This is a genomic window from Chryseobacterium sp. HNCC26DJ239, assembly GCF_057180445.1.
On sequence record NZ_JBXUGJ010000001.1, the window covers coordinates 591,201 to 612,834 of the forward strand.

Annotated in this window: 18 protein-coding genes; 8 read left to right on the forward strand and 10 right to left on the reverse strand. The window is 33.7% G+C overall.

Annotated elements, in window-relative coordinates; all coding sequences use genetic code 11:
• Nucleotides 1–20: 20 nt before the first annotated feature.
• A complete protein-coding gene (locus AC2A1D_RS02745) occupies nucleotides 21–1,226 on the reverse strand; it encodes an NAD(P)/FAD-dependent oxidoreductase (RefSeq protein WP_484042138.1) in 1,206 nt (401 codons plus the stop codon).
• 109 nt (nucleotides 1,227–1,335) lie between these two features.
• On the opposite strand from AC2A1D_RS02745, the gene AC2A1D_RS02750 reads away from it, so the two are divergent.
• On the forward strand, nucleotides 1,336–1,731 hold the full coding sequence (locus AC2A1D_RS02750) for a SpoIIAA family protein (protein ID WP_484042139.1): 396 nt from the start codon (nucleotides 1,336–1,338) through the stop codon (nucleotides 1,729–1,731).
• A gap of 61 nt (nucleotides 1,732–1,792) precedes the next feature.
• Here the strand turns inward: AC2A1D_RS02750 and AC2A1D_RS02755 are convergent, their stop codons facing one another.
• Nucleotides 1,793–2,965, reverse strand: coding sequence for an MFS transporter (locus AC2A1D_RS02755; RefSeq protein ID WP_484042328.1), 1,173 nt, complete (start codon nucleotides 2,963–2,965; stop codon nucleotides 1,793–1,795).
• A 172-nt stretch (nucleotides 2,966–3,137) separates the two neighbouring features.
• Between AC2A1D_RS02755 and AC2A1D_RS02760 the strand changes: the two genes are divergently transcribed.
• On the forward strand, nucleotides 3,138–3,986 hold the full coding sequence (locus tag AC2A1D_RS02760; RefSeq protein WP_484042140.1) for an AraC family transcriptional regulator: 849 nt from the start codon (nucleotides 3,138–3,140) through the stop codon (nucleotides 3,984–3,986).
• A gap of 298 nt (nucleotides 3,987–4,284) precedes the next feature.
• Here AC2A1D_RS02760 and lipA read toward each other — a convergent pair whose 3' ends face one another.
• The 3 genes from lipA to AC2A1D_RS02775 all read right to left on the reverse strand — a co-directional run bounded on the left by lipA (nucleotide 4,285) and on the right by AC2A1D_RS02775 (nucleotide 6,786).
• Nucleotides 4,285–5,151, reverse strand: coding sequence for a lipoyl synthase (gene lipA / locus AC2A1D_RS02765; RefSeq protein WP_484042141.1), 867 nt, complete (start codon nucleotides 5,149–5,151; stop codon nucleotides 4,285–4,287).
• A 128-nt stretch (nucleotides 5,152–5,279) separates the two neighbouring features.
• A complete protein-coding gene (locus tag AC2A1D_RS02770; protein ID WP_056032445.1) occupies nucleotides 5,280–5,450 on the reverse strand; it encodes a lmo0937 family membrane protein in 171 nt (56 codons plus the stop codon).
• A gap of 85 nt (nucleotides 5,451–5,535) precedes the next feature.
• Entirely contained in the window at nucleotides 5,536–6,786 is a 1,251-nt protein-coding gene (locus tag AC2A1D_RS02775) for a dicarboxylate/amino acid:cation symporter (protein ID WP_484042142.1), read from the reverse strand.
• 199 nt (nucleotides 6,787–6,985) lie between these two features.
• On the opposite strand from AC2A1D_RS02775, the gene AC2A1D_RS02780 reads away from it, so the two are divergent.
• The 3 genes from AC2A1D_RS02780 (at nucleotide 6,986) to AC2A1D_RS02790 (ending at nucleotide 10,755) form a co-directional block, all read left to right on the forward strand.
• On the forward strand, nucleotides 6,986–7,474 hold the full coding sequence (locus tag AC2A1D_RS02780; RefSeq protein WP_484042143.1) for a BON domain-containing protein: 489 nt from the start codon (nucleotides 6,986–6,988) through the stop codon (nucleotides 7,472–7,474).
• Between the two features lie 7 nt (nucleotides 7,475–7,481).
• Nucleotides 7,482–7,901: an SH3 domain-containing protein gene (locus AC2A1D_RS02785; RefSeq protein ID WP_484042144.1), complete on the forward strand. Its 420-nt coding sequence runs from the start codon at nucleotides 7,482–7,484 to the stop codon at nucleotides 7,899–7,901.
• Nucleotides 7,902–7,995: 94 nt separating this feature from the next.
• Nucleotides 7,996–10,755 (forward strand): outer membrane beta-barrel protein, encoded by a 2,760-nt coding sequence (locus AC2A1D_RS02790; protein WP_484042145.1) that lies wholly within the window; start codon nucleotides 7,996–7,998, stop codon nucleotides 10,753–10,755.
• 58 nt (nucleotides 10,756–10,813) lie between these two features.
• On the opposite strand, the gene AC2A1D_RS02795 is transcribed toward AC2A1D_RS02790, so the two are convergent.
• Nucleotides 10,814–11,605, reverse strand: coding sequence for a GLPGLI family protein (locus AC2A1D_RS02795; RefSeq protein ID WP_484042146.1), 792 nt, complete (start codon nucleotides 11,603–11,605; stop codon nucleotides 10,814–10,816).
• A gap of 390 nt (nucleotides 11,606–11,995) precedes the next feature.
• On the opposite strand from AC2A1D_RS02795, the gene AC2A1D_RS02800 reads away from it, so the two are divergent.
• Nucleotides 11,996–12,523 carry a hypothetical protein gene (locus tag AC2A1D_RS02800; protein ID WP_484042147.1) on the forward strand — a complete coding sequence of 176 codons (528 nt, stop codon included), beginning with the start codon at nucleotides 11,996–11,998 and terminating at the stop codon, nucleotides 12,521–12,523.
• 247 nt (nucleotides 12,524–12,770) lie between these two features.
• On the opposite strand, the gene AC2A1D_RS02805 is transcribed toward AC2A1D_RS02800, so the two are convergent.
• Nucleotides 12,771–13,169, reverse strand: a complete 399-nt coding sequence (locus AC2A1D_RS02805) for a surface-adhesin E family protein (RefSeq protein ID WP_484042148.1) — start codon at nucleotides 13,167–13,169, stop codon at nucleotides 12,771–12,773.
• A gap of 175 nt (nucleotides 13,170–13,344) precedes the next feature.
• On the opposite strand from AC2A1D_RS02805, the gene AC2A1D_RS02810 reads away from it, so the two are divergent.
• Nucleotides 13,345–15,195: a CocE/NonD family hydrolase gene (locus AC2A1D_RS02810; RefSeq protein ID WP_484042149.1), complete on the forward strand. Its 1,851-nt coding sequence runs from the start codon at nucleotides 13,345–13,347 to the stop codon at nucleotides 15,193–15,195.
• A gap of 303 nt (nucleotides 15,196–15,498) precedes the next feature.
• Here the strand turns inward: AC2A1D_RS02810 and AC2A1D_RS02815 are convergent, their stop codons facing one another.
• Nucleotides 15,499–16,824: a hydroxymethylglutaryl-CoA synthase family protein gene (locus tag AC2A1D_RS02815; protein ID WP_484042150.1), complete on the reverse strand. Its 1,326-nt coding sequence runs from the start codon at nucleotides 16,822–16,824 to the stop codon at nucleotides 15,499–15,501.
• Nucleotides 16,825–17,050: 226 nt separating this feature from the next.
• Between AC2A1D_RS02815 and AC2A1D_RS02820 the strand changes: the two genes are divergently transcribed.
• Nucleotides 17,051–17,611, forward strand: coding sequence for an N-acetylmuramidase family protein (locus AC2A1D_RS02820; RefSeq protein WP_484042151.1), 561 nt, complete (start codon nucleotides 17,051–17,053; stop codon nucleotides 17,609–17,611).
• Nucleotides 17,612–17,731: 120 nt separating this feature from the next.
• On the opposite strand, the gene AC2A1D_RS02825 is transcribed toward AC2A1D_RS02820, so the two are convergent.
• Together AC2A1D_RS02825 and AC2A1D_RS02830 are read right to left on the reverse strand one after the other, a co-directional pair.
• Complete coding sequence (locus AC2A1D_RS02825; RefSeq protein ID WP_484042152.1) at nucleotides 17,732–20,245, reverse strand: M1 family metallopeptidase; 2,514 nt, start codon at nucleotides 20,243–20,245, stop codon at nucleotides 17,732–17,734.
• Nucleotides 20,246–20,281: 36 nt separating this feature from the next.
• Nucleotides 20,282–21,598: a serine hydrolase domain-containing protein gene (locus AC2A1D_RS02830; protein ID WP_484042153.1), complete on the reverse strand. Its 1,317-nt coding sequence runs from the start codon at nucleotides 21,596–21,598 to the stop codon at nucleotides 20,282–20,284.
• Between the last annotated feature and the right edge of the window lie 36 nt (nucleotides 21,599–21,634).

The following is a 21,634-nucleotide window of genomic DNA, read 5'->3' on the forward strand; positions in this document are numbered from 1 at the left end:
CCCGAAAATTTTCCTCCCATCTATCTTCCAAATTTAAAATATTCAGAAAGAGGATGTTTTTTTCCTTTCATAAAAGCGGACGCCATTTCCATTCCGGTAACAGAAAAAGTAATTCCGTTCCCACCAAAACCACATACAAAATATGAGTTTTTAAACTTTTTATGCTCACCGATGTATGGAAGGCCATCTTTAGTTTCACCAAATGTTCCCGCCCAGGTAAAATCAGTATAAAAATGATGATTAGGTTTTATTCTTTTAAGATTTCGCAAAATTTCTTTCTCCTTTTTCAAAAGAAGACCATCCCGTTTTTCTGCGTTATAAAAATCTTCGTCTCCCCCACCAATTAGAAGCCTGCCATCATCCGTAGTTCTCATGTACAAGTAAGGCTCATCTGTATTCCAAATTAATGTATTTTCTATGTTTTTAATTTGCTCAGAATGAATTTCTGAAACGATAGCAAAAGTACTTTTCAAATCCACAAAATTTTCTTTAATCAATTCTTTAGATTCATAACCAACACAATAGATAATTTTTTTTGTCTTAATCGTAAAACCAGTGGTTGTTAATGCTAAATTGTGATCTTTAAGGTATTTTACAGAACGTAGTTCTGTTTTATCGAAAATTTCCAAGCCTTTTTTTTCATTAAACCTTAATAATTCGTGAGCAAATTTAAACGCATCTAAACTTCCGCCAGATTTAGATAAAATTCCGCCATAAGAATTCGAAATTTCAAATTTCCTTTCAATATCATCTGCTCCTAAATATTCAACTTCAAATCCTGCATTTTTTCTAGCTTCATACTCTTTTATCAACCAGTTTTCATCTTTTTTTCTTGCGGCAAAAAATAAAGACTGTTTCTTTTTAAAACCTGATCTCGACTTAATTTCTTTCACCAAGTTTCCTATATCTTCAATAGCTTTTTCACAAGCTTTATAACTCATAATTGCGGGTTCTTTGCCGATCATTTCAGAAAGTTCATACAAAGGAACATCTATCTCATACTGCAGCATAGAAGTGGTTGCAGAAGTGCTTCCGTTACAAATTTCTCTTTTATCTATCAAAATCGTGTTGTGCCCATCTTTTATCATTTGATGCGCAATAAGACTACCGGTAATACCACCACCAATAATAAGAACATCGCATTCTTTATCTTCTTTCAATGAGGGGTAAGATGAAATAATACCATTTTTAACCAACCAGAAAGGTTCATTAGATTTGAGATCCATAATTTATTATTTAATCATTATTCATCAACAATCAAGCCTTTTTTTGCTAAAAATTAAATTGGTTTAATTATTGTTTACTTTTTTTCACCAAAACATTAAAAATTAATATATGATAACAATTATTCCCGATTCTCCGGAAAATGTAGCAGCGTTTAAAGCTTCAGACGAAGTAACAAAACATGATTTTGAAACGGTTGTAAACCCTCAAGTTGCGAAGAAAGTAGCAAAGTTTGATGAACTTAATTATTTGATGCTGATCGATACAGAACTAAAAGATTTTACGGCAGGAGCATGGTTTCAGGATTTTTTTTTAGGAATTAAAAACCTTGCAAAATGGAACAGAGCTGCTATTGTTACAGATAGTAGCCAAATACAAAACTTTACGGAAATCTTTAGTGTTATAATGCCTGGAGAATTTAAAGCTTTTGCCAAAGACGATTTATACAATGCTCTCTATTGGTGCAATAACGGTAACGAAATTGAAAGTTATATAAAAGTTAGTTAAAAAAAATCCTGGCTGTGCGTATGCTCAACCAGGATTTTTTAATGTTTTAATTTTCTTAAAACTAATCAGCATAAACTTCTTTTGGCTGCTGTTTATGATATAAAAACATGTAACGAATACTTATCATTAAACCAATCATCGTCATTCCTACGCCCACAAGCGAAGGATAATTATACGGTAAATCATATTCCAAAGGAATTCCTCCCAAAAAAGCTCCCATTGCATTCGCAATATTAAACGCAGCTTGCATAAAAGCAGCTGCCATCATTTCACTTTTCGGCGCAGCTTTCATCATCATAATATTAATTGGCGCTGAAACCGACATCGATAAAGCCCCACAAACAAAGGTTAACACAAGAGAAATTGTTTTATTTTCTGAAAAGAAAAAGACTGAACATAAAGCCGTCATCATCAACGAAAGGAACAAAATACACGTTTTCTCTGGGCTCATTCTGTCTGAAATATATCCACCAACTAAGTTTCCAACCACCATTCCTGCTCCTGCAAGAATCATTACATACGCCATTTGATCAGTTTTTACACCAGAAACGATAGTCATTAAAGGCGTGATGTAACTAAACCAAGTAAACAAACCCCCAAAACCAATCGCTGTAATCGCTAAAACCAACCACGCTTGTTTTGTTTGTAAGAATTTTATTTCGTCCTTGAAATGAGCATCTTGATTAGACTCCATTTCCGGAAGCCAAAGTTTAATGAAAAGCAAGGCAAAAAGGCCAATCACTGCAACAATGGCAAAGTAATATCGCCAATGATAGAGATGACCAATGTAGGTAACCAACGGAACCATTGCAAGATTTGCTAAAGTGAGCCCTGTAAACATCAAAGAAATATAAAAAGCCTCTTTTCCTTTACCACCCATTCTGGAAGCCACAACAGTTCCCACTCCGAAAAAGGCTCCATGAGGCAAACCAGACAAAAACCTCACCACCATCATCGAAGAATAATCGGGCATCAGTGCAGATAATCCGTTAAAAAAAGTGAAAAGCACCATTAAAGCAAGTAAAACTTTCTTCGGTGGAAACTTTACGGAATATCCTATTAAAATAGGAGCGCCAATCACCACTCCAAAAGCATAAGCCGAAATTAAACGTCCCGCTTCAGGAATGCTTATTGCAAGAGACTTGGCAAGATCTGGCAAAAGCCCCATAATTGTAAACTCTGTTGTTCCTATTCCTAGACCAGCAATTGCTAAAGGTATTATTCGTTTATCTATCCCTCTCATTGTTTTTTATTTTTCGCTTCATTTATTACTTATGAAGCATTGATTAAATTAAGGTGCAAAAATCAGAATAAAAAATGGTAAAAACTTCTTCTAAAATGATGTAATTTTGCTCTATATTGACAATATTAAATTATTTTAAACAAACAAAATATCAAAATAAAACATGAAAATTCAAAAAGAAAGTATTCATTTTGAAGAAGGGAGATCGTTTAAACTGATAACACCTTCCATGAAAGATTACTTTTTCTGGCATTATCACCCGGAAATAGAATTGGTATATGTAGAAGCTTCTAAAGGAATTTGCCACGTCGGAAAAAACATTAGTGATTTTAAAGAAAGCGCTTTATTGTTGATTGGTTCTAATGTACCTCATCTTAATTTCGATTATAACATCCAAACTGAATGCAAACAGATGGTTTTACAAATACGAGAAGATTTTTTGCAAAAAATGGTTTTTCCAACCCCTGAATTTTCAAAAATCCATGAGCTTTTAGAGCGTTCGTATCTTGGCTTAAATTTTCATGGTGAAACTAAAAAAATAGTTGTTGAAAAGCTAAAATTAATGTTTGAGAAAAGTAATTTTGAATCTTTACTAGATTTATTATGTGTTTTGCAAACATTAGCAGAATCTACAGAATTCTCTGAACTCAACTCCGAAGACACGAGAATAAAATGGTTTCTAAACGATAAAATAAGAATGGGAACCATCTACGATTATATTCATGAAAATTATGATAAAAATCCAGATGTTAATACTATCGCAAAAGCAACCAACCTCAGTACTCCTGCTTTTTGCCGATATTTTAAGAAGCAAACCAACATGACATTTACCGATTTTGTAAATACTTACAGAATAAATCAAGCTAAATTGTTGTTGCTACAAAATGTAAGTATTACCGAAGTTTGCCTAAATGTGGGTTTTGAAAGCCTTTCTTATTTCAACAAATTATTTAAAAAATATATTGGTGAAACCCCTTCTGCCTTTAAAAAAAGACATAGGCTTGCTGAATGATTGTACATCAACTTAATTTATAAAAAAGTAGCGATCAAAGAAAATGTCTTAAAAATCTCCGAAAATAATACTTGTTTGCACTTTTTCGACAAAGTGAGGGTTACAGAGGGTTAGAAAATTTTTATCAAAAGACGATTTGCCATAGTTTTGAACCACGCAAAATAATTAGTCATCTATTAATTATTAATCGTGGTTTGTGTTTAATTCGGGCCTTGTAAATAATTTTACAAGGCTCGTTCTTTTTCGGTAAAAAAACATAAAAAAAGAGGCTATCTAAAAAGATAACCTCTGATATTTTTTAATGAATATGTTTTTCTGCGTGATAAGAACTTCTTACAAGAGGCGAACTTTCTACATGTCTGAAACCTAAACTTCTGGCAAAATCTCCAAACTCATCAAATTCTTCTGGCGTGATAAATTTCTTTACCGGAAGATGTTTTTTTGTGGGTTGTAGGTATTGCCCTAAAGTAATTACATCTACATTGGCGTTTCTAATATCTTCAATCGTTTGGAAAACCTCTTCTTTAGTTTCTCCTAAACCAAGCATTACCCCAGTTTTTGTACGTCTTTGTCCGGCTTCTTTTAAGTATCTTAAAACTTCTAAGCTTCTTTCGTATTTCGCTTGAATTCTCACTTCTCTAGTTAAACGTTTTACGGTTTCCATATTGTGAGAGATTACTTCCGGAGCAACATCTACCAAACGATCAATATGCTTTGTAATCCCTTGGAAATCCGGAATCAAAGTCTCCATCGTTGTTCCTGGTGAAATTCTTCTTACTGCATTTACGGTTTCAGCCCAAAGAATTGAACCCATATCTTTCAAATCGTCACGGTCTACCGAAGTTAAAACTGCGTGTTTAATCTTCATTAATTTAATAGATCTCGCTACTTTTTCTGGTTCGTCCCAGTTTACATCTAAAGGTTTACCTGTTTTCACACCACAAAAACCACAGCTTCGGGTACAGATATTCCCCAAAATCATAAATGTTGCAGTACCTTCACCCCAACATTCTCCCATATTTGGGCAGCTTCCGCTTTGGCAAATTGTATTGAGTTTATATTTATCTACCAAAGTTCTCAGTTCTCGGTAGTTTTTTCCTGTGGGAAGTTTTACCCTAATCCATTTTGGTTTCTGAACGGTTGTATCCTGAACTAAATTATCCATCAGTTTCTTAAATTGGCTCCAAAGTTACTAAATTTTTCATGGAAACCATCTAAGATAAGCATTGACAGAAGACATAAAAAAAGTCTGCACTTTTGGTACAGACTTTATTACATTTTTTTAATTTTACTCTAGTCGAGTGGTTTTCTTCCGGAGATTATGTTATACAAAATAACGATAATTGCGATAACAAGCAGAACGTGAATTAAATTACCTAATCCCATTCCTCCGCCAACTCCTGCTAATCCTAATACCCAAACGATAATACAGATTACTGCTACTAACCATAATAAGCTTCTCATAATAATAATTTTTTAGTGTTATGAAAACTTATATACACATACTGTGCCTTTTGAAAAAATGTGGTACAAAAACTTAAAAAAACTATTACATATCTCCTCCATGATTTTCCAACTGACCTTCCCATTTAGAAACCGCTGAAGTTGCTAAAGCGTTTCCTAAAACGTTAGTCATACTTCTTGCCATATCGCAGAAATGGTCGATTGGAAGAATTAAAGCAATACCTGCTGCAGGAATATCAAACATGGTACACGTTGCCACAATAATTACCAAAGATGCTCTCGGAACTCCGGCAATTCCTTTTGATGTTAACATTAGTACCAAAAGCATGGTAATTTGCTGTCCTAAAGTCATATCAACACCATAAAACTGGGCGATAAAAATCGATGCAAACGTCATATACATCATACTTCCATCAAGGTTAAAAGAATATCCTAATGGCAAAATAAAAGATACGACTCTATTGTTACATCCAAATCTTTCCAGCTCTTCTACCAATTTCGGGAAAACAGCTTCAGAACTTGTGGTTGAAAATGCAATAAGTAATGGCGATTTTATTCTTCTTAATAATTCGAAAAGTCTTTTTCCTAAAATAAGATAGCCTACCAATAAAAGCACAGCCCATAAAACTGCTATTGCGAAGAAGAAATCGCGAAGATAAATGGCGTAAACTTTAAAAATATCAAAACCATTGGTCGCAACAACCGCTGCAATAGCTCCGAAAACACCAAGCGGCGCAAACCACATAATGTAACCCACCATTTTTAAAATAGCGTGAGCAATAACATCAAAAAGTTTGATAACAGGCTGTGAATACGTTTCACCCATATTCGCCAAAGCAACCCCAAACATTATCGAAAATACAACAATCTGAAGCACTTCATTGGTTGCAAAAGCTTCGAATAAACTTTTAGGAATAATATGTTTCACAAAATCTTCCATTGAGAAACCTTTACTGGTTTTCAGAAGTTCATCTGCAGCAGCAGCTTCCTGTGTCGGGAACTTTGTAACATGACCTGGCTCTAGCCAATTCACCAAAACCAAACCAATAAATAATGATACCAATGAAGCAGAAATAAACCAAAGCATTGCTTTTGTCCCTACTCTACCAATCATTTTAATATCACTCATTTTGGCAATTCCCACCACCAAAGTAGTAAAAACCAACGGCGCAATAATCATCTGAACGAGTCTGATAAAAACAGTTCCTAAGAGTTTAATATTTTTAGAAAAAGATTCGGCACTGTCGTGATACTGTAAATGCACAAGCCCACCAAGACCAACGCCCAATACCAACGCAATAATGATTGCAAAAAATAGTTTATTCTGTCCTTTCATAGATTTATATCAAGTGGCACAAATATAATATTTTTAAAATACAGTGAAACCCCTCTAAACTCCCCTAATAAATAGACATACAAATAAGTAGACCTGTTTTTAAAATAAAAATTACAGCTTCACACACAAAATTTAACATTTTGGTACAAATTTTATTATTACATTTACCATTCACGTTTAAAAAAAATAAAATCGAATTATGAAAAAAACATTCACAATGGCTGCTCTTGCAGTAGTAGTTTCTTTCGCATCTGTTTCTTGTAAAAAGAAAGTTTCTGATGCAGATTTACAAACACAGGCAACTTCTGTAGTTACATCAACACCTACAGCTTCTGTAGAAATTAAAGATGGAGTTGCTCACCTTAGCGGAACTTTCCCTGATCAAGCCGCAAAAGACGCAGCAATTACACAATTGAAGGCTTTAAAAGGTATTAAAGATGTGCACGATATGGCCGAAGTAAAAGCTGCAGTAGCAGATACACCAGTAGAAACAGCTTCTGTGGTTGATCCCGCTATTGAGCAAAAAGTAAAAGATGCTGTGAAAGATTTCCCTTCTGTAAATGTTGGAGTGGTAAACGGTGAACTTACTCTTACAGGAAATGTATCTCCGGCTCAGGCAAGAAAAATTAAAGAATCTGTAGATGCTTTAAAAGTTGGTAAAGTAAACTTCAATTACACAGTAAAATAATAAAAACATGAGCATGTTAGAAGAAAAATATTCAGCAGTAGTTTCTGCAGCACAATCTGCAGGAATTTCAAACTTAAAAGTACAGGAACAAGATGGTATTCTTTACGTATCTGGAGACGCAGCCAATACTGCAGCTAAAGATGCTGTATGGAACGCTTTAGGTGCAATTGATGCTTCTTACTCTGCATCAGACATTAATATTGATGTGCAGGTTACTGGTTTAGCTGCAGGTACTGCATTAAGCGTAGCAACGGAAGAATCTAATCTGAACATCAGACAAGAGCCTTCTACTGAAGCTGCCGTTGTTGGTAAAGCAGCAAAAGGATCTTCTGTAACATTAGTCGAGCAAACTTCTGATGACTGGTGGAAAGTTTCTACCGCAGAAGGAGTTGAAGGATATGCCTATTCTAGATATCTAAAAGCATAGTATTTCATAATTTATAGAAATATTAACACATTGGAACATCCCAACTTTGGGATGTTTTTCTATTTTTGCCTCATCAAATAACCAAAACTATAAAATGAGGAATTTTTTTTCGTTATTTTTCCTTTTAAGTTTGTTTTTAGCAACACAAGCACAAAAAATAAGCTTAGACGGGAAAGTAAAAACTAGTGACCAAAAACCAATTACCAACGCTACCGTTTATCTTTTAAAAGTAAAAGATTCAGCAATCATCAACTACACTTCTACCAACAATGACGGAAAGTTTGCGCTAAAACTTGATGATATTAAAGAAGAAAGCTTACTGAAAATTGAAGCAGACCGCTACAAACCTTATTCAAAAATCTTTGATAAAATAGAAAGCTCACAGAACATCGGAGAAATTATACTCGACGATGCAAAAGTTCAGGATATTGCAGAGGTAAAAATTACCGCTTCTCCGGTTAAAATTAAAAAAGACACCATAGAATTCAATGCTTCTTCGATAAAAGTAAGACCCGACAGTAAAATAGAGGAACTTTTAAAACAAATTCCCGGTGTAGAAATCAGCAACGAAGGAAAAATTACCGTGAATGGTAAAGAAGCAGACCAGATTCTCATCAACGGAAAACCTTTTTTCGATAAAGATGGGAAAATTGCTCTTCAAAATTTACCTGCAGATATTATTAAAAACATCCAGATTACGACCACCAAAACCAAAGAAGAAGAACTTTCTGGCAAAGCAGCCAAATCGAACAACGCAACCATTAACTTTACCATCGATGAAAAGAAAAATAAAGGCTTAATTTCCCGTCTTACTGCAGGATATGGTTCGGATGAAAGATATGAAGCGAGCGGATTAATAAGTTACTTCAAAAAAGACACAAAAATAAGTTTGTTGGCGGCTTCCAATAATATTAACTCGCAGGGATTTTCCAACGATGAAGTTTTCGACAGTATGGGACACGGAAGAAATTCATGGTTGCTGCAAGGCGGAAGCTTTGTTACCAGCGGAAACTCAACCTATTACACTTCTGGGCAAAACGCTAAGGGAATTCAACGTTCTAACACGATTGGTTTGAATTACAGTGATAAATTCAATAAAGATTTAGACCTTGAAAGTTTTAGCGTAGTGCATACAGACAATAATCTGGAAACCCGTTCTAAATCTTCAAGAACAACCTTTCTTCCGAACTCTACTTTAAAAACAAATTCAGAGAACAACGGTGAAAACGATACAAAAGTGTATAGTTTTGATGTGAGAACAAAAATTACCATCGATTCTCTTACTTCGATGTATTTCTCGCCATCCTTCAGTAAAAATGAAATGAGATCTTTTAGTAATTCTAAAAACTCTACCTCTGGAAATGATGTTCTTTTGAACGAAAATACATCTTATACTAATACTGAAACAGACAATTATTCATTTAATCCTAATCTTTTCTTCACCAGAAAATTCAGTAAGAAAGGAAGATTAATGAATGTGGGGTTAAATTCAAACATTAGCGAAAACAACACCAAGAATTTAAACAATTCGCAGACTATTTTCTACAATTCTACAGATCCAAATGATATTAGAAACCAGCTTTCTAAGAGTAAAAACCAAACCAACAGATATAATTTCAGTGCAGGATATTCTGAGCCAATTTCTGATTCGGCAACAGTGAATTTAAGTGTAAATTATACTGCCACAAAGTACCTCAAAAATAGAAATGTAAATGATTTTGATGCTTTAAATAATGATTATTCAGACCTTAACGATGATCTTTCGTATGTCATGAATCAGGATATGAATACGATTTCTCCCGAGTTAGGTTTTGATCTTAATAAAAAGAAAATCAATATGTGGGCGTATGCAGAATTGGGAATTACAAAAATGGATCTCAATTCTAATTTCCAAGGGCAAAATTTTAACATGGAAAAAAACTTTTTCGTTCCCAACTCCAATTTCGGAATGAACTATAATTTTTCTGACACCAAAAGAATTAGTATTTACAATTACAACAATTTCGATATTCCTTCTGCTGAAAAACTTACACCTTACGAAGACCGCATCAATCCTTTGATTTCATATATCGGAAATCCGGAACTGAAAAATACTTGGAGTAATAATACCTACATCTATATGAATAATTTTAACATGGTTAAAAACATTAATTATTACATCAACTTTGGTTTTACCTATAAAAATAATGATGTCGTAAACTATTCTTATTATGATGAATCTGGTAAACAATTCGTTTCTTACGCCAACATTAGCGGGAACAAAAACTTTAACCTTGGAGGAAGTTTCACCAAAACTTATAAATGGAAAGAAAACAAACTAAGCATTAATCCTAGAGTTTCTTTTAATTATAACAACAACACCGGTTTTATTAATACGCAGCAATTTACAAGCAACGGTTATAATATTAACCCAGGTCTTAATCTTACCTACGAAATTAAAGATAAACTTACGGTAAAACCATCGTACAACATCAGTTATAACTTCAGCAATTACGAAAATTATAGCGTTGATAAAGTGGAAACATCCAACCAAATCATGAAGATGGAACTTACCAATTACATCTTTAAAAGCAAACTGGTGATTGGAAATGACTTTGAATACAACACAACTTCCAACATTGCACCTGGCTTTAAGCGTGATTTCTATTTCTGGAACACCAGTGTAGGATATTCGTTCTTCAACAAACAGCTTACCGCAAAAGTGAAAGTTTATGACGTACTAAACCAAAACCAAAGCGTAAAAAGAAACATTACCAATACTTACTTTGAAGACCGTGAAGATCTGATTCTCAAAAGATATATTATGTTTTCTTTAAGCATGAAACTCAACAAATTTGCAGGCAAAAAAAACTAAAAAACACAAATTCATATAAATTCGAAAACCCCGAAGCAAATTGTTTCGGGGTTTTTCTTTAGTTTAAAATCTGTTCTTTATAAAATTTGAATTGATTAATTTCAACTGCGGGAGGATAGGTATTTTTAATATTTTTCTTAAACTCTGCAGTCATTTTATTTAAATCTTGAACCTGAACATCTCTATCATCTACATTCAATTCTACTCCGTTTGTTAACTGACTTCTTTGTTTTAAAAAAGGATTTTCGAAGAAATCGCCCATCATTTTATCATACTTTTCTGTTGAAATATCTTGAATTTTTGTTACATCAAAAGACAATTTCTTTGTTTCGGCTTTAAACTTTTCAATCTTTGTCAATTGGTAAACAAATATATTTTCACTATCCCTCAATTCAAAAATAAGACCTGGCAAATCTCTGAATTTATAGGGACCTTCTGTAATATTCACATCCGGACAAAACCAAGCCGTCCAAGTTCTTTCTCCAAAGTTTGCTGTTGCTTTTTGAAGTTTATAATGATCGATTTCTTTAAATTCATTCTCTAGCTTCCAAGTGATTTTATCTTTAGAAGATATTTTATAGGGTTTATTTTCTGCACTGTAAACAATTTGTACATTTTCTTCCTTTGTATTTTGATGAATCAAAAACTGGTTAGACTTAGAAGTAGATTTGCTGTTTGCTAAAAGTTTTTCATCATAGAAATAAGTTGTTCCAGCTTCTACATCAAGATTCATATTGTACAATCTTTCATCTTTATCAGGATGTGTAATTTTCAAAGCATAATTGATTCTTGTCTGCGAAGACACAAAAGCGGAAACAAAAATTCCGCAAACTAAAAACATTTCTCCCATTGGCGAGTATTACATTAAGTCATAAAGGTAATGATTTAAAGGGATTTTGATGGTATTGAACAGACTACTTTTAAACTAAATAAACATTTTGTAATATGAAACCTTGTTAAGGTTGTTCATAAGAATCAATTTAACCTTGACAAGGTTTATTCTTAAAAAACATTTTTCTAAGAACTAACCTATTTGTAATAAAACCTAATTTTAAAAAATAAGGAAAACCATAAAAATCATTGAAGAGGAATCGTATATTTGGAAGGGAAAGAATAGACTTGAGAAATAGTACGCCAATCTCGCGGATTTACATTCCTTAAGAAAACATAAAATAAGTCACAGATACAATAAAAGTCAAACCTTGGCAAGGTTTGGTATTACATAATACAAAACGTTAAAATGAATATCAAAATTATTCAAGACAAAAAATCATTATTAAGAAAAAATGAAGTTTATTGGAAATTTAAAAACAACAGTTATGTAAAAGGAATTCGGATAATTTCTATAACCTCATTACTTACATTAGTAATGTTTTTACAACATATCATTTTCTTTAAAAAAGATTTTGAAAATTCTTCACAGTTCAATCAAACCTCTATTTATATCATTATAATTGTCTTAATCTTATTATTGATTTTATGCTTTACGAGTTATTTAAAATACCGTAAATCAAAAAAAGAATTTTTCAATAAGATTTCATTTTTAGAAAAAACAGAAATACATATTACAAAAGAAGGAATTAATGTTCATTCGCCTTTAATACAACAAAGCGTTAAATGGGATTTGATTAAGAATTTTTTACTTCTTGAAAATTGTTTATTACTAACTCAATTTAATAACAAAAAAGACTTTGAACACATCATTGATTTAAACTTAGTAACAAATGATGAAAAAAATGAATTAATAAATTTTTTGCTCAAAAAATAACATCCGAACTCGCAGATTTACAAACTGTGAGCAAGCATAAAGCGGACACAAGCGAAACGCTTGCGCCTGCGAAATAACATAACAAGAAGAAACCTTGTCAAGGTTACTATACATTACGATTAACCTTGACAAGGTTTACAATAAAAAAGCAATCTGTTCAAAAGATTGCTTTGTCGTTCGTTACTCACTCCTCTCAAAGACGATGAGGTCATAGCGAGGAACGAAGCAAATCCACTGTATCAAAATTCTAATTAAAAATTTTCCTACAAGCAGCGTTTAAAAATGTTTCTCCAACTGAATCAATAATAACTGTTTCAGCAAGATATTTTTCAGGAATATTTAATTTAACAGCACCATTTTTATCATAAACTACACCTACTATAGTACGTAACGTTTGCTTATCACAGTCTGCTTCATATTTAGTAATAACATAATCGCCACCTTTAAAAATTGAACCAGACTCTGTTTTTTCAATTTTATCAGGCTTTTGTACTTTAACCCAAAACACTATGTTATCAGAATTTCTTTGTTTAATTGTATTTCTAATGGAGTAGGTATCCTTATTAGAGGAAGTTGCAACATGTTCCCATTCTTCTTGCGCAAATAGAAATGATGGAAATAGTATTACAAGTAATAATTGTTTCATTGTTTTAGTTTTTACAAAAATAAAAAAAACATAAATTAATCAAAAAACATAAATTAATCAACAAACAAAAATTATTCAAAAAAAAACAGAAACCATCCCGACATTTTTGTTTTAAATGAAGTCGCAGATACAAGCAATTTAATCATTAAATTAGCATCAAATTTTAGATATGAAGATGCGATATTCATTTTTGCTGTTGCTGCTTTTTATTTTGGGAAGCGCACAAAACAGACAACCCGATACTTTTGTAAAGGATAACTTCACGAAACAAGAATTCTACATTACGATGCGTGATGGCGTGAAGCTTTTTACATCGGTGTATATTCCTAAAGATATTTCAAAGGCTAAGAAATATCCTTTCCTAATGCAGAGAACCTGCTACTCTGTCGCTCCTTACGGCGAAAACGAATACAGAAGAAGTTTAGGCCCTAATAAATACTTAATGAACGACAAATATATTTTTGTGTATCAAGACGTTCGTGGGAGATACATGAGTGAGGGAACCTTCACCAACATGACGCCACAAGTAGAAAGAAAAACTAAAAAAGATGTAGACGAAAGCACAGATACCTACGACACGATTGAGTATTTAGTAAAAAACATCAAAAATAATAATGGTAAAGTAGGTCAGTTTGGGACTTCTTACCCTGGTTTTTATACAGCGGTAGGAACATTGGCGCAACATCCTGCTTTGGTGGCATCGTCTCCACAAGCACCGATTTCAGATTTCTGGAATGACGATTTTCTGCACAACGGAAGATTTATGTTGGGATATTTCAGAACATTCCCAGTTTTCGGAGTTCAGAAAACAAAACCAGAAAACAAAGCTTGGTACACAGATTCTATGATAAAACCAACGTCTGAAGATGGTCTAAAGTTTTACAGAGACATGGGAACTTTGAAAGACGGTTATGAGAAATATTACAAAGATAATTTCTTCATGACCGAAATTATGGAACACACCAACTACGACGATTTTTGGCAAAAGAGAAGCCTTCTCCCTCATCTTAAAAACATTAACCACGCTGTAATGACTGTTGGTGGATGGTTTGATGCAGAAGACCTTTCTGGCCCGTTAAATATTTACAAAACCATTGAAAAGACAAGTCCGAAAGCCAAAAATACCATCGTAATGGGACCATTTTCTCATGGCGGTTGGGGAAGAGAAGAAGGAAAGCATTTTCATAATCAAATTTATTTCGGAGATAGTATTGCAACGTATTATCAGAAAAACTTAGAAACAAAATTCTTTGCTCATTACCTAAAAGGAGATGCTAAAAAAGATGCAGGTTTACCAGAAGCCATGATGTATGACACAGGTTCTAAAGAATGGAGAGAATTTGCACAATATCCTCCAAAGAATACACAAAAAGTAGATTTCTATTTAGCCGATAAAACTTTAAAAAGCAACGCAGGACAAGGCTTTTCTGAATATTACAGCGACCCTGAAAACCCTGTACTAAGTTCGGATAACTTAAGAGATTTCAATGGGTTCACACCAAGAAATTATATGTCGGAAGACCAGAGATTTGCAGAAGGAAGACCTGATGTTCTAACGTTTACCACAGATGTTTTAACAGATGATATTACTTTTGCCGGAGAAATCTTAGCTAAATTAAACATCGCATCAACTTCTTCTGATGCAGATTTTGCCGTAAAACTGATTGATGTTTATCCTGAAGATTTTAAACCTTCCGAGAAAAAAGACGGCGTAATCTACGGAAACTACCACCAAATGGTAAGAAGCGAAATAATGCCTGCAAGATTCAGAAATTCAAGAGAAAAAGCAGAAGCTTTACAACCGAATCAAAAAACAGCGGTGAACTTTAAGTTACAAGATGTAGTTCATACGTTTAAAAAAGGGCATAAAATTCAGATTCAAATTTCTTCGACATGGTTTCCGTTATTTGCGGTAAATCCACAAAAATTTATGGAAAACCCGAACTTGGCAACCAAAGCAGATTACACCAAAGCATTCATTAAAGTATTCGCAGATTCTGCAATTGAAGTGCAAGTGTTGAAGTAATTGTTTTTTTCTTTTGCCTTGATGCTAAAGAAACAAAAAATCAAGACTGGAAATTCCGGCTAAAAATTAAAAACTATTCCTAAAATTTCCAAACTCGGGCGGAAAGATAAGTATTAAACCTAAAGAAAATCATTGCCGCCACTCAAACAGTGGAAATTTCTTAACGGAATAATTTCTAATTTTTTTAACGCCTCCACTTCCTAAGTCGTTAAAAAATAAATAAACAGAGGCTGTTCAAAAATTTTGAACAGCCTCTGTTTATTTTGTATAAGAATCTAAAAAATCTTCGTGACATTTTTTCAACTATTGAAAATCATAATATCTCGCACCCATCAAAACAGGGTTTTCTTTTTCGACAGATTGTAGCCCGAAACCTTTGTACTCGGGATTTATTGAAGAATCCAACTGTTTTCTGTGAAGTTTTTCATAGGTATCAAAACTGATAGCTGTTCTGTTTTTTAAGCTTTCAAAAAGATTCCATTTTGCGACAACAGATTTCCAGTTTTCAGAAACTTTACCGGCAAAAACTTTAGATTTAGAACCACTTCCATACCCAAGGAAACCAATTTCCTGACACGATAAATCTTCGTTTTCATTAAATGAAGTCTGCAAAGCAGAAAGCAATGCCATGAAAATAGAAGCTGTGTACATATTTCCGATTTCCGAAGAAGCTCTTTGTGATTTTTCAATTTTATCGTTAATAAACTGAATATATTCTTCTGATTTTGCTACTGCTTTTTGTTCTTCAGCATTGTTATATGACAATCCGTTTTCCAGGCTGTAAATTTCAGTAAAAACTCTTTTCCCATGAAACGCATACGGAAGATGGAAAATAAGGTATTTCCAGTTTTCATAAGGTTTTTCTTGCCCTGTAATTTCTTTATAATGGTTGTAAGCTTCACGAATTCTATCCTGATAACAAAGGTTAGAATATTGTCCGTCGAAAACCGGTTCATCGGTAAAAACTTCAATTTTATCAGGGAAATTTTCTGGGGCATTGGTCAAATTTTCTTTAGCGAAATTTCTTCTTGGTTTAAAGAAATCAAAAACAGATTCTGTGGCAACACCCCAATTGTTTTCAATCTCGATTAAATCAGGTTTTGCAGAAACTAAAACCGCAACCGCTCCCCCACCTTGCGTATATTCTCCAGACGATGCGAGTTCGTATTTTGCGTAATCACTTGCGATTACAATTGCCTTTTTATCAGGATTCACACGAACAAAATCCAATGAATTGTGAAGCGCATCTACCGCACCGATACACGCGAAAGTCATGTCTACCACATCACAGTTTTTGAAACTTCTCTCCCCAAACTTTTCTGCTAAAGCTTTTTCTACCATTTGCATGGCATACGTTGCGGTAGGTTTTGCAGCATCAAGAGCGCTTTCTGTTCCTAAGTAGATTCTAGAAATTTCTTTAGGATTGATATCGTAATCTGTGATTAATTTTAACAAAGCTTCAGCAGCAAATGTAGCTGCATCTTCGTGTACATCGGGAAAACCCATTTTATGAAGTCCTAAACCTTTCTCCAATTTTGCTGGTTCTATGCCTCTTTTTTCCGCTAAATGTTTAATTTCCAAATACAAAGAAGGCACATAATAGCTTGCCGCTTCAATTCCAAAACTCATAATTTTCTAAATTTTAAACGAATTTATGAAAGATAATGCAAAAAATACGCGTAAAAGCGAGGGATTTTTGCAGTGTTGGTAAAAATTCAGAAAAAAAAAGAAGATTCGTCATTATTCTCTTTGACTAAAAAGGAGAAAATTTCAGCAGAAAAAATAGTTTTCCAACGAATATAAAAATAGTTGTAATTTTATATAAAACTACTAAACAACTCAAAATTAAAAACTTATGAAACCTAAACTACAGGAAAAAGATTTCCAAAAGGCTGCAAAAACGCTTAATTGCGACGTCGCTGCTATAAAAGCGGTTGCAGAAGTAGAATCTAAACAAGATGGTTTTTTACCCACCGATGAACCCATTATCTTGTTCGAGAGACACATTTTCTCTAAACTTACCAAAGGTATTTTCGATACATCAAATCCCAACATTTCAAATAAAACATCAGGAGGTTACGGCTCAGTAGCCTCGCAACACAAAAGATTACAAGAAGCCGTTGCTCTAGACAGAAACGCAGCGTTAATGTCTGCTTCTTGGGGAAAATTTCAGATCATGGGTTTTAATTTTGCACTTGCAGGTTGCAACAGTCTTCAACAGTTTGTAACGGCGATGTACACTTCAGAATCTGCACATTTAGATTGCTTTGTAGAATACATTAAGAACACTTTTTTAGACGATGAGCTTCGAGATAAAAGATGGGCAGATTTTGCAAGAAAATACAATGGCCCATTGTATTATAAAAACAATTACGATAAAAAAATGGCAGCTGCGTATAAAAAGTATCAAGCCTAAAAATACAATCAAAAAAATAGAAAAAAAGCCGACGAAATTCGTCGGCTTTTGAGTTTGTTATCTAAAAACTTTGTCAAAGTAACAGCTTTGAAAACAAAACTTTGACAAAGCGATTTTCTCTTATTTAAAATCTTCAATCGATTTGTTGATGGCATCAATCTGTTTGTTGATGCTTGCTGCGTTTTGAGGATTTTGTTTTAATACTTCCATCTTTTTATTCAAGCCATCTTTTAGCATTTGAGAAATCATCATTTTCACTTGTGGATTTCCTCCCATTTGACCTTTTGCCTGACCTAAAATTTTGGTAATACTTTCTGTCGCCTTCAAATTATCAGAACTCATAATCCAATTGTACCCTTCTTCTGCGCTTTTACCCAATTCAGGATTTTGGAATTTAATAAACGGATAAAACGCAACAAGTGGCGCCAAATATTGAGCCTGAGAAGACACTTTATTCTTCACAATTACCGGAAGCATTTGAGCAATCATTTCCTCAGAAGCACCGTCTAAATCAATTTTTTCGGCGTAAGAAGCCGCTTTTGCAGGGTCAATTGCTAAAACTGCACCTACTGAATTTGCTTTCACCGCATTAGAAACTGCGTTTACTCCTTTTTCAAAAATTGGAAGGTATTTCTTATCTTTTGTTTTCGCTAAAGCTCCGATTGCTGCAGCTTGAACCAAAGTTTTAGGGTCGTTTGACGCTAGTTTTTCAACTTCAGAACCCATTGCTTTCATTTGCTCAGGATTCGAAAGGTTCATCATTTCCAACGCTTTCATTCTCACTCGGAAGTAAGGATCCTTCAACGCTGCTGCTAATAATTTTGTTGCTGCAGGATTTTTTCCAATCTCGTCTTTAATTCCTGTTAAAGCCAAATATCTGCTTTTAAACTCTTTAGAACCTGTAAACTGAAGTAAGTTTTGCTCAGGCGTTTTCTTATCGGTAATATCGGCAACTAAAATTCCGTCTGCATTTAAATTAACCAAATCTGGCGTTTTAGAAGCATCAAAAGTAAAGGTATTTTTTGCTGTTGCATTTACCCAAACTTGCTGTCTTTTTGGTTTTCCATTGTCGTAAACATCGATAGTTAAAGGAAATTCAAACGGTTGTTCCTGAGTTTGAGTGATGGTTACAGAAACCTGTTTTTTAACCGGTTCATAAGAAGTTGTGTACGTAATTTTTGGATGACCACTTCCGAAATACCATTGATTGAAGAACCAATTCAAATCTCTTCCCGAAACTTTCTCAAACGAAAGTCTAAGTTGATGTGCTTCTGCATTTTTAAACTCATATGTTTTCAAATAATCGGTAATTCCTGCAAAGAAAGCATCATCACCAAGATAATTTCTTAGCATGTGAAGAATTCCTCCTCCTTTTTGATAGGTTACCAAATCAAAAACATCTTCTCTAGAAGCATAATCGAATCTCACCAAATCTTTTTTGAAATCTCCAGGATTGTGAATATACATGTTCACATCCGTCATTTGATGATAATCTGCTTGATCTTTTCCGTATTTATATTCGTTCCAAAGGTATTCTGAATAATTGGCAAAAGATTCATTCACTGTAAGATTGCTCCAGCTTTCTGCCGTTACCAAATCTCCAAACCAATGGTGGAAAAGTTCATGCGCAATTGTATCTTCCCAAGAATTTTCGTCGATTAACTGCCCTGGTTTTTGAAGAACAGCACTTCCGTGAAGCGTTGCCGTTGTATTTTCCATCGCACCACTTACATAATCTCTTCCCGAAATCTGAGCATATTTCGCCCAAGGATACTCGTAGCCTAATTTTTTAGAGAAAAACTCAATCATTTCTGGCGTATTTCCGTAAATCTGCTTTGCGTAAGGTTCGTATTCTTTCTCGATATAATAATCAACAGGAATATTTTTCCATTTGTCTTTTACGATAGCATATTCACCAACTCCCATGAAGAAAAGGTAGGTAGAATGCGGTTTATCCATCACCCAATGATCAGTTCTTAAACCATTTCCTGCTTTTTCAGAACCTTTCATTATACCGTTAGAAAGCGTTACATATTTATCCGGAACGGTCATGTAAATTTCCTGAGTAGTTTTCTGATTAGATTTATCGATGGTTGGAAACCAAGCTGAAGAAGATTCCGTTTCTCCTTGAGTCCAGATTTGAGTAGGTTTATCTGGGTCTTTTCCTTGTGCATTGATGAAATAAAGACCTTTCGCATCGCTAATTGCCGCGCTTCCTTCCTGCTTTACTTCATTCGGACGAGAAGTGTACTTGATGTAAACTGTATAATCTTGGTTTTTCTGATAAGTTTTATCTAAAGTAATCTTTAAAACATCGTCTTTATAATCATATTTTAAAGGAGATTTTTTTCCGTTTTGGTCTAAAGCCACTTCATGAATCAACATTCCTTTTGCATCCAAAGTAAGCTCGTTGGTTGCGTAGAAATAAGGAGAAGCAGTAAGCCACTCTTCGCCGTTCATTTGTTCTTTTTGATAATCAAAATCTACCTTTAGTTTGGTATGTTTAAGCTCCGTAACTTTTGCATGAGTTGCTCTGTACACTTTTTGTCTTCCAGAAGTTTCGGTTTGTGCCGAAATGGTATTCGAGCTAAAAATTGCACCTAAAAAAAGTGCTGCAATGAATATTTTTTTCATTAGTATATGATGATATTTTTTTATTTAAACTTAAAATTATTCTTTAATGAAAGTCGTTTTCACGCCACCTTGTTCAATGATGAAAAGGTTTTTCTCTGGATCAAAATCGATGGTGATGTTTGCCATTTTAAACGTAAAACTTGTTTTTGAAACCGCATCCAGCGGAAAAGCACTTTGCCCAGTTGCTTGCGCCATTAATTCTTTATCTTTTATAAAGATATTGATTTTCAAAGAAATCCCTTTGCTAGAATACACGCCAACGTATTTTTGAAGTTCTTCTTCAGAAACAATCGAATTGAAATTAGGCATTTTAAAATCTTTTCCTTGTGTAGCGTCTATCATTTTATCGAAAATTTCGTTGGTATCTATCGTGGTTTGATTCGCCACATAAGCTACCGCAACTTTCAGTTCTGGGAAATAAAACAATGCGGTTCTAAAGTTGTCGATTCCGCCTGTATGCCCATAACCAAATGTTTTTTCGTAAGGAAAATTAACCAATCCATATCCATAATCGTCTACAAAATTCTTCATTTTACTCAGACTTTCTTTCGTTACCAATTTACCATTTTCTAAAGCCTGAATAAATTTAATCAACTCCATCGGTGTCGAAACGATATTTCCAGCCCCAATCGGAATGCTCATATCACTTTCCGGTACGGCAATATATTTTCCGTTTTCAAAATAAAAAGATTTTGCCTGATTTTTTGAAGAATCAATTGTACCGCCGATTTTAGTTAATTTTAGCTTTAAAGGTTTGGTAATTTTAGATTCAAGCAAATCTGAGTAGGAAGTTTTATATATTTTTTCGAGAATAATTCCTAAAAGAATGTAATTGGAGTTGCTATAATCATGCTTTGATCCAGGTTCAAAATCACTTTTATATTTTTTGATAATGTCGATTAATTCGGTACTGGTTTTTGGCGTTGTATAATATTGCCAAAATTCCGGCTCGTCGGTCAAATTATGAATTCCTGTTCTATGCTGTAAAAGCTGTTCTAAAGTAATTTTTTCGCCATTTGGAATATCAGCAATAAATTCTGAAAGTTTTTGGTCTAAAGAAATCTTTTTTTCTTCAACTGCTTTCATCATTAAAACTGCTGTAAATATCTTCGTTACAGAACCTACACGATATTGAGTATTAATATTGGCTTTACTATTTTTTTCGGCATCAGCAAAACCAACTGCTTTTTGAAAAGTAAAATTTCCATTTTCAGCAATGGCAAAACTTCCTGAAACTTTATGATGAGCGTACAAAGAATCGATGTAATTTCCGAGTTTTTGCTTTAAATTTTGCTGAGAAAAAGCAACCGCAGAAACACACATCGCCGAAAGAAAAACTACTTTTTTGAACATGGAAAGAATTTTTCGTAATAGGTTGAAAAATTCTGG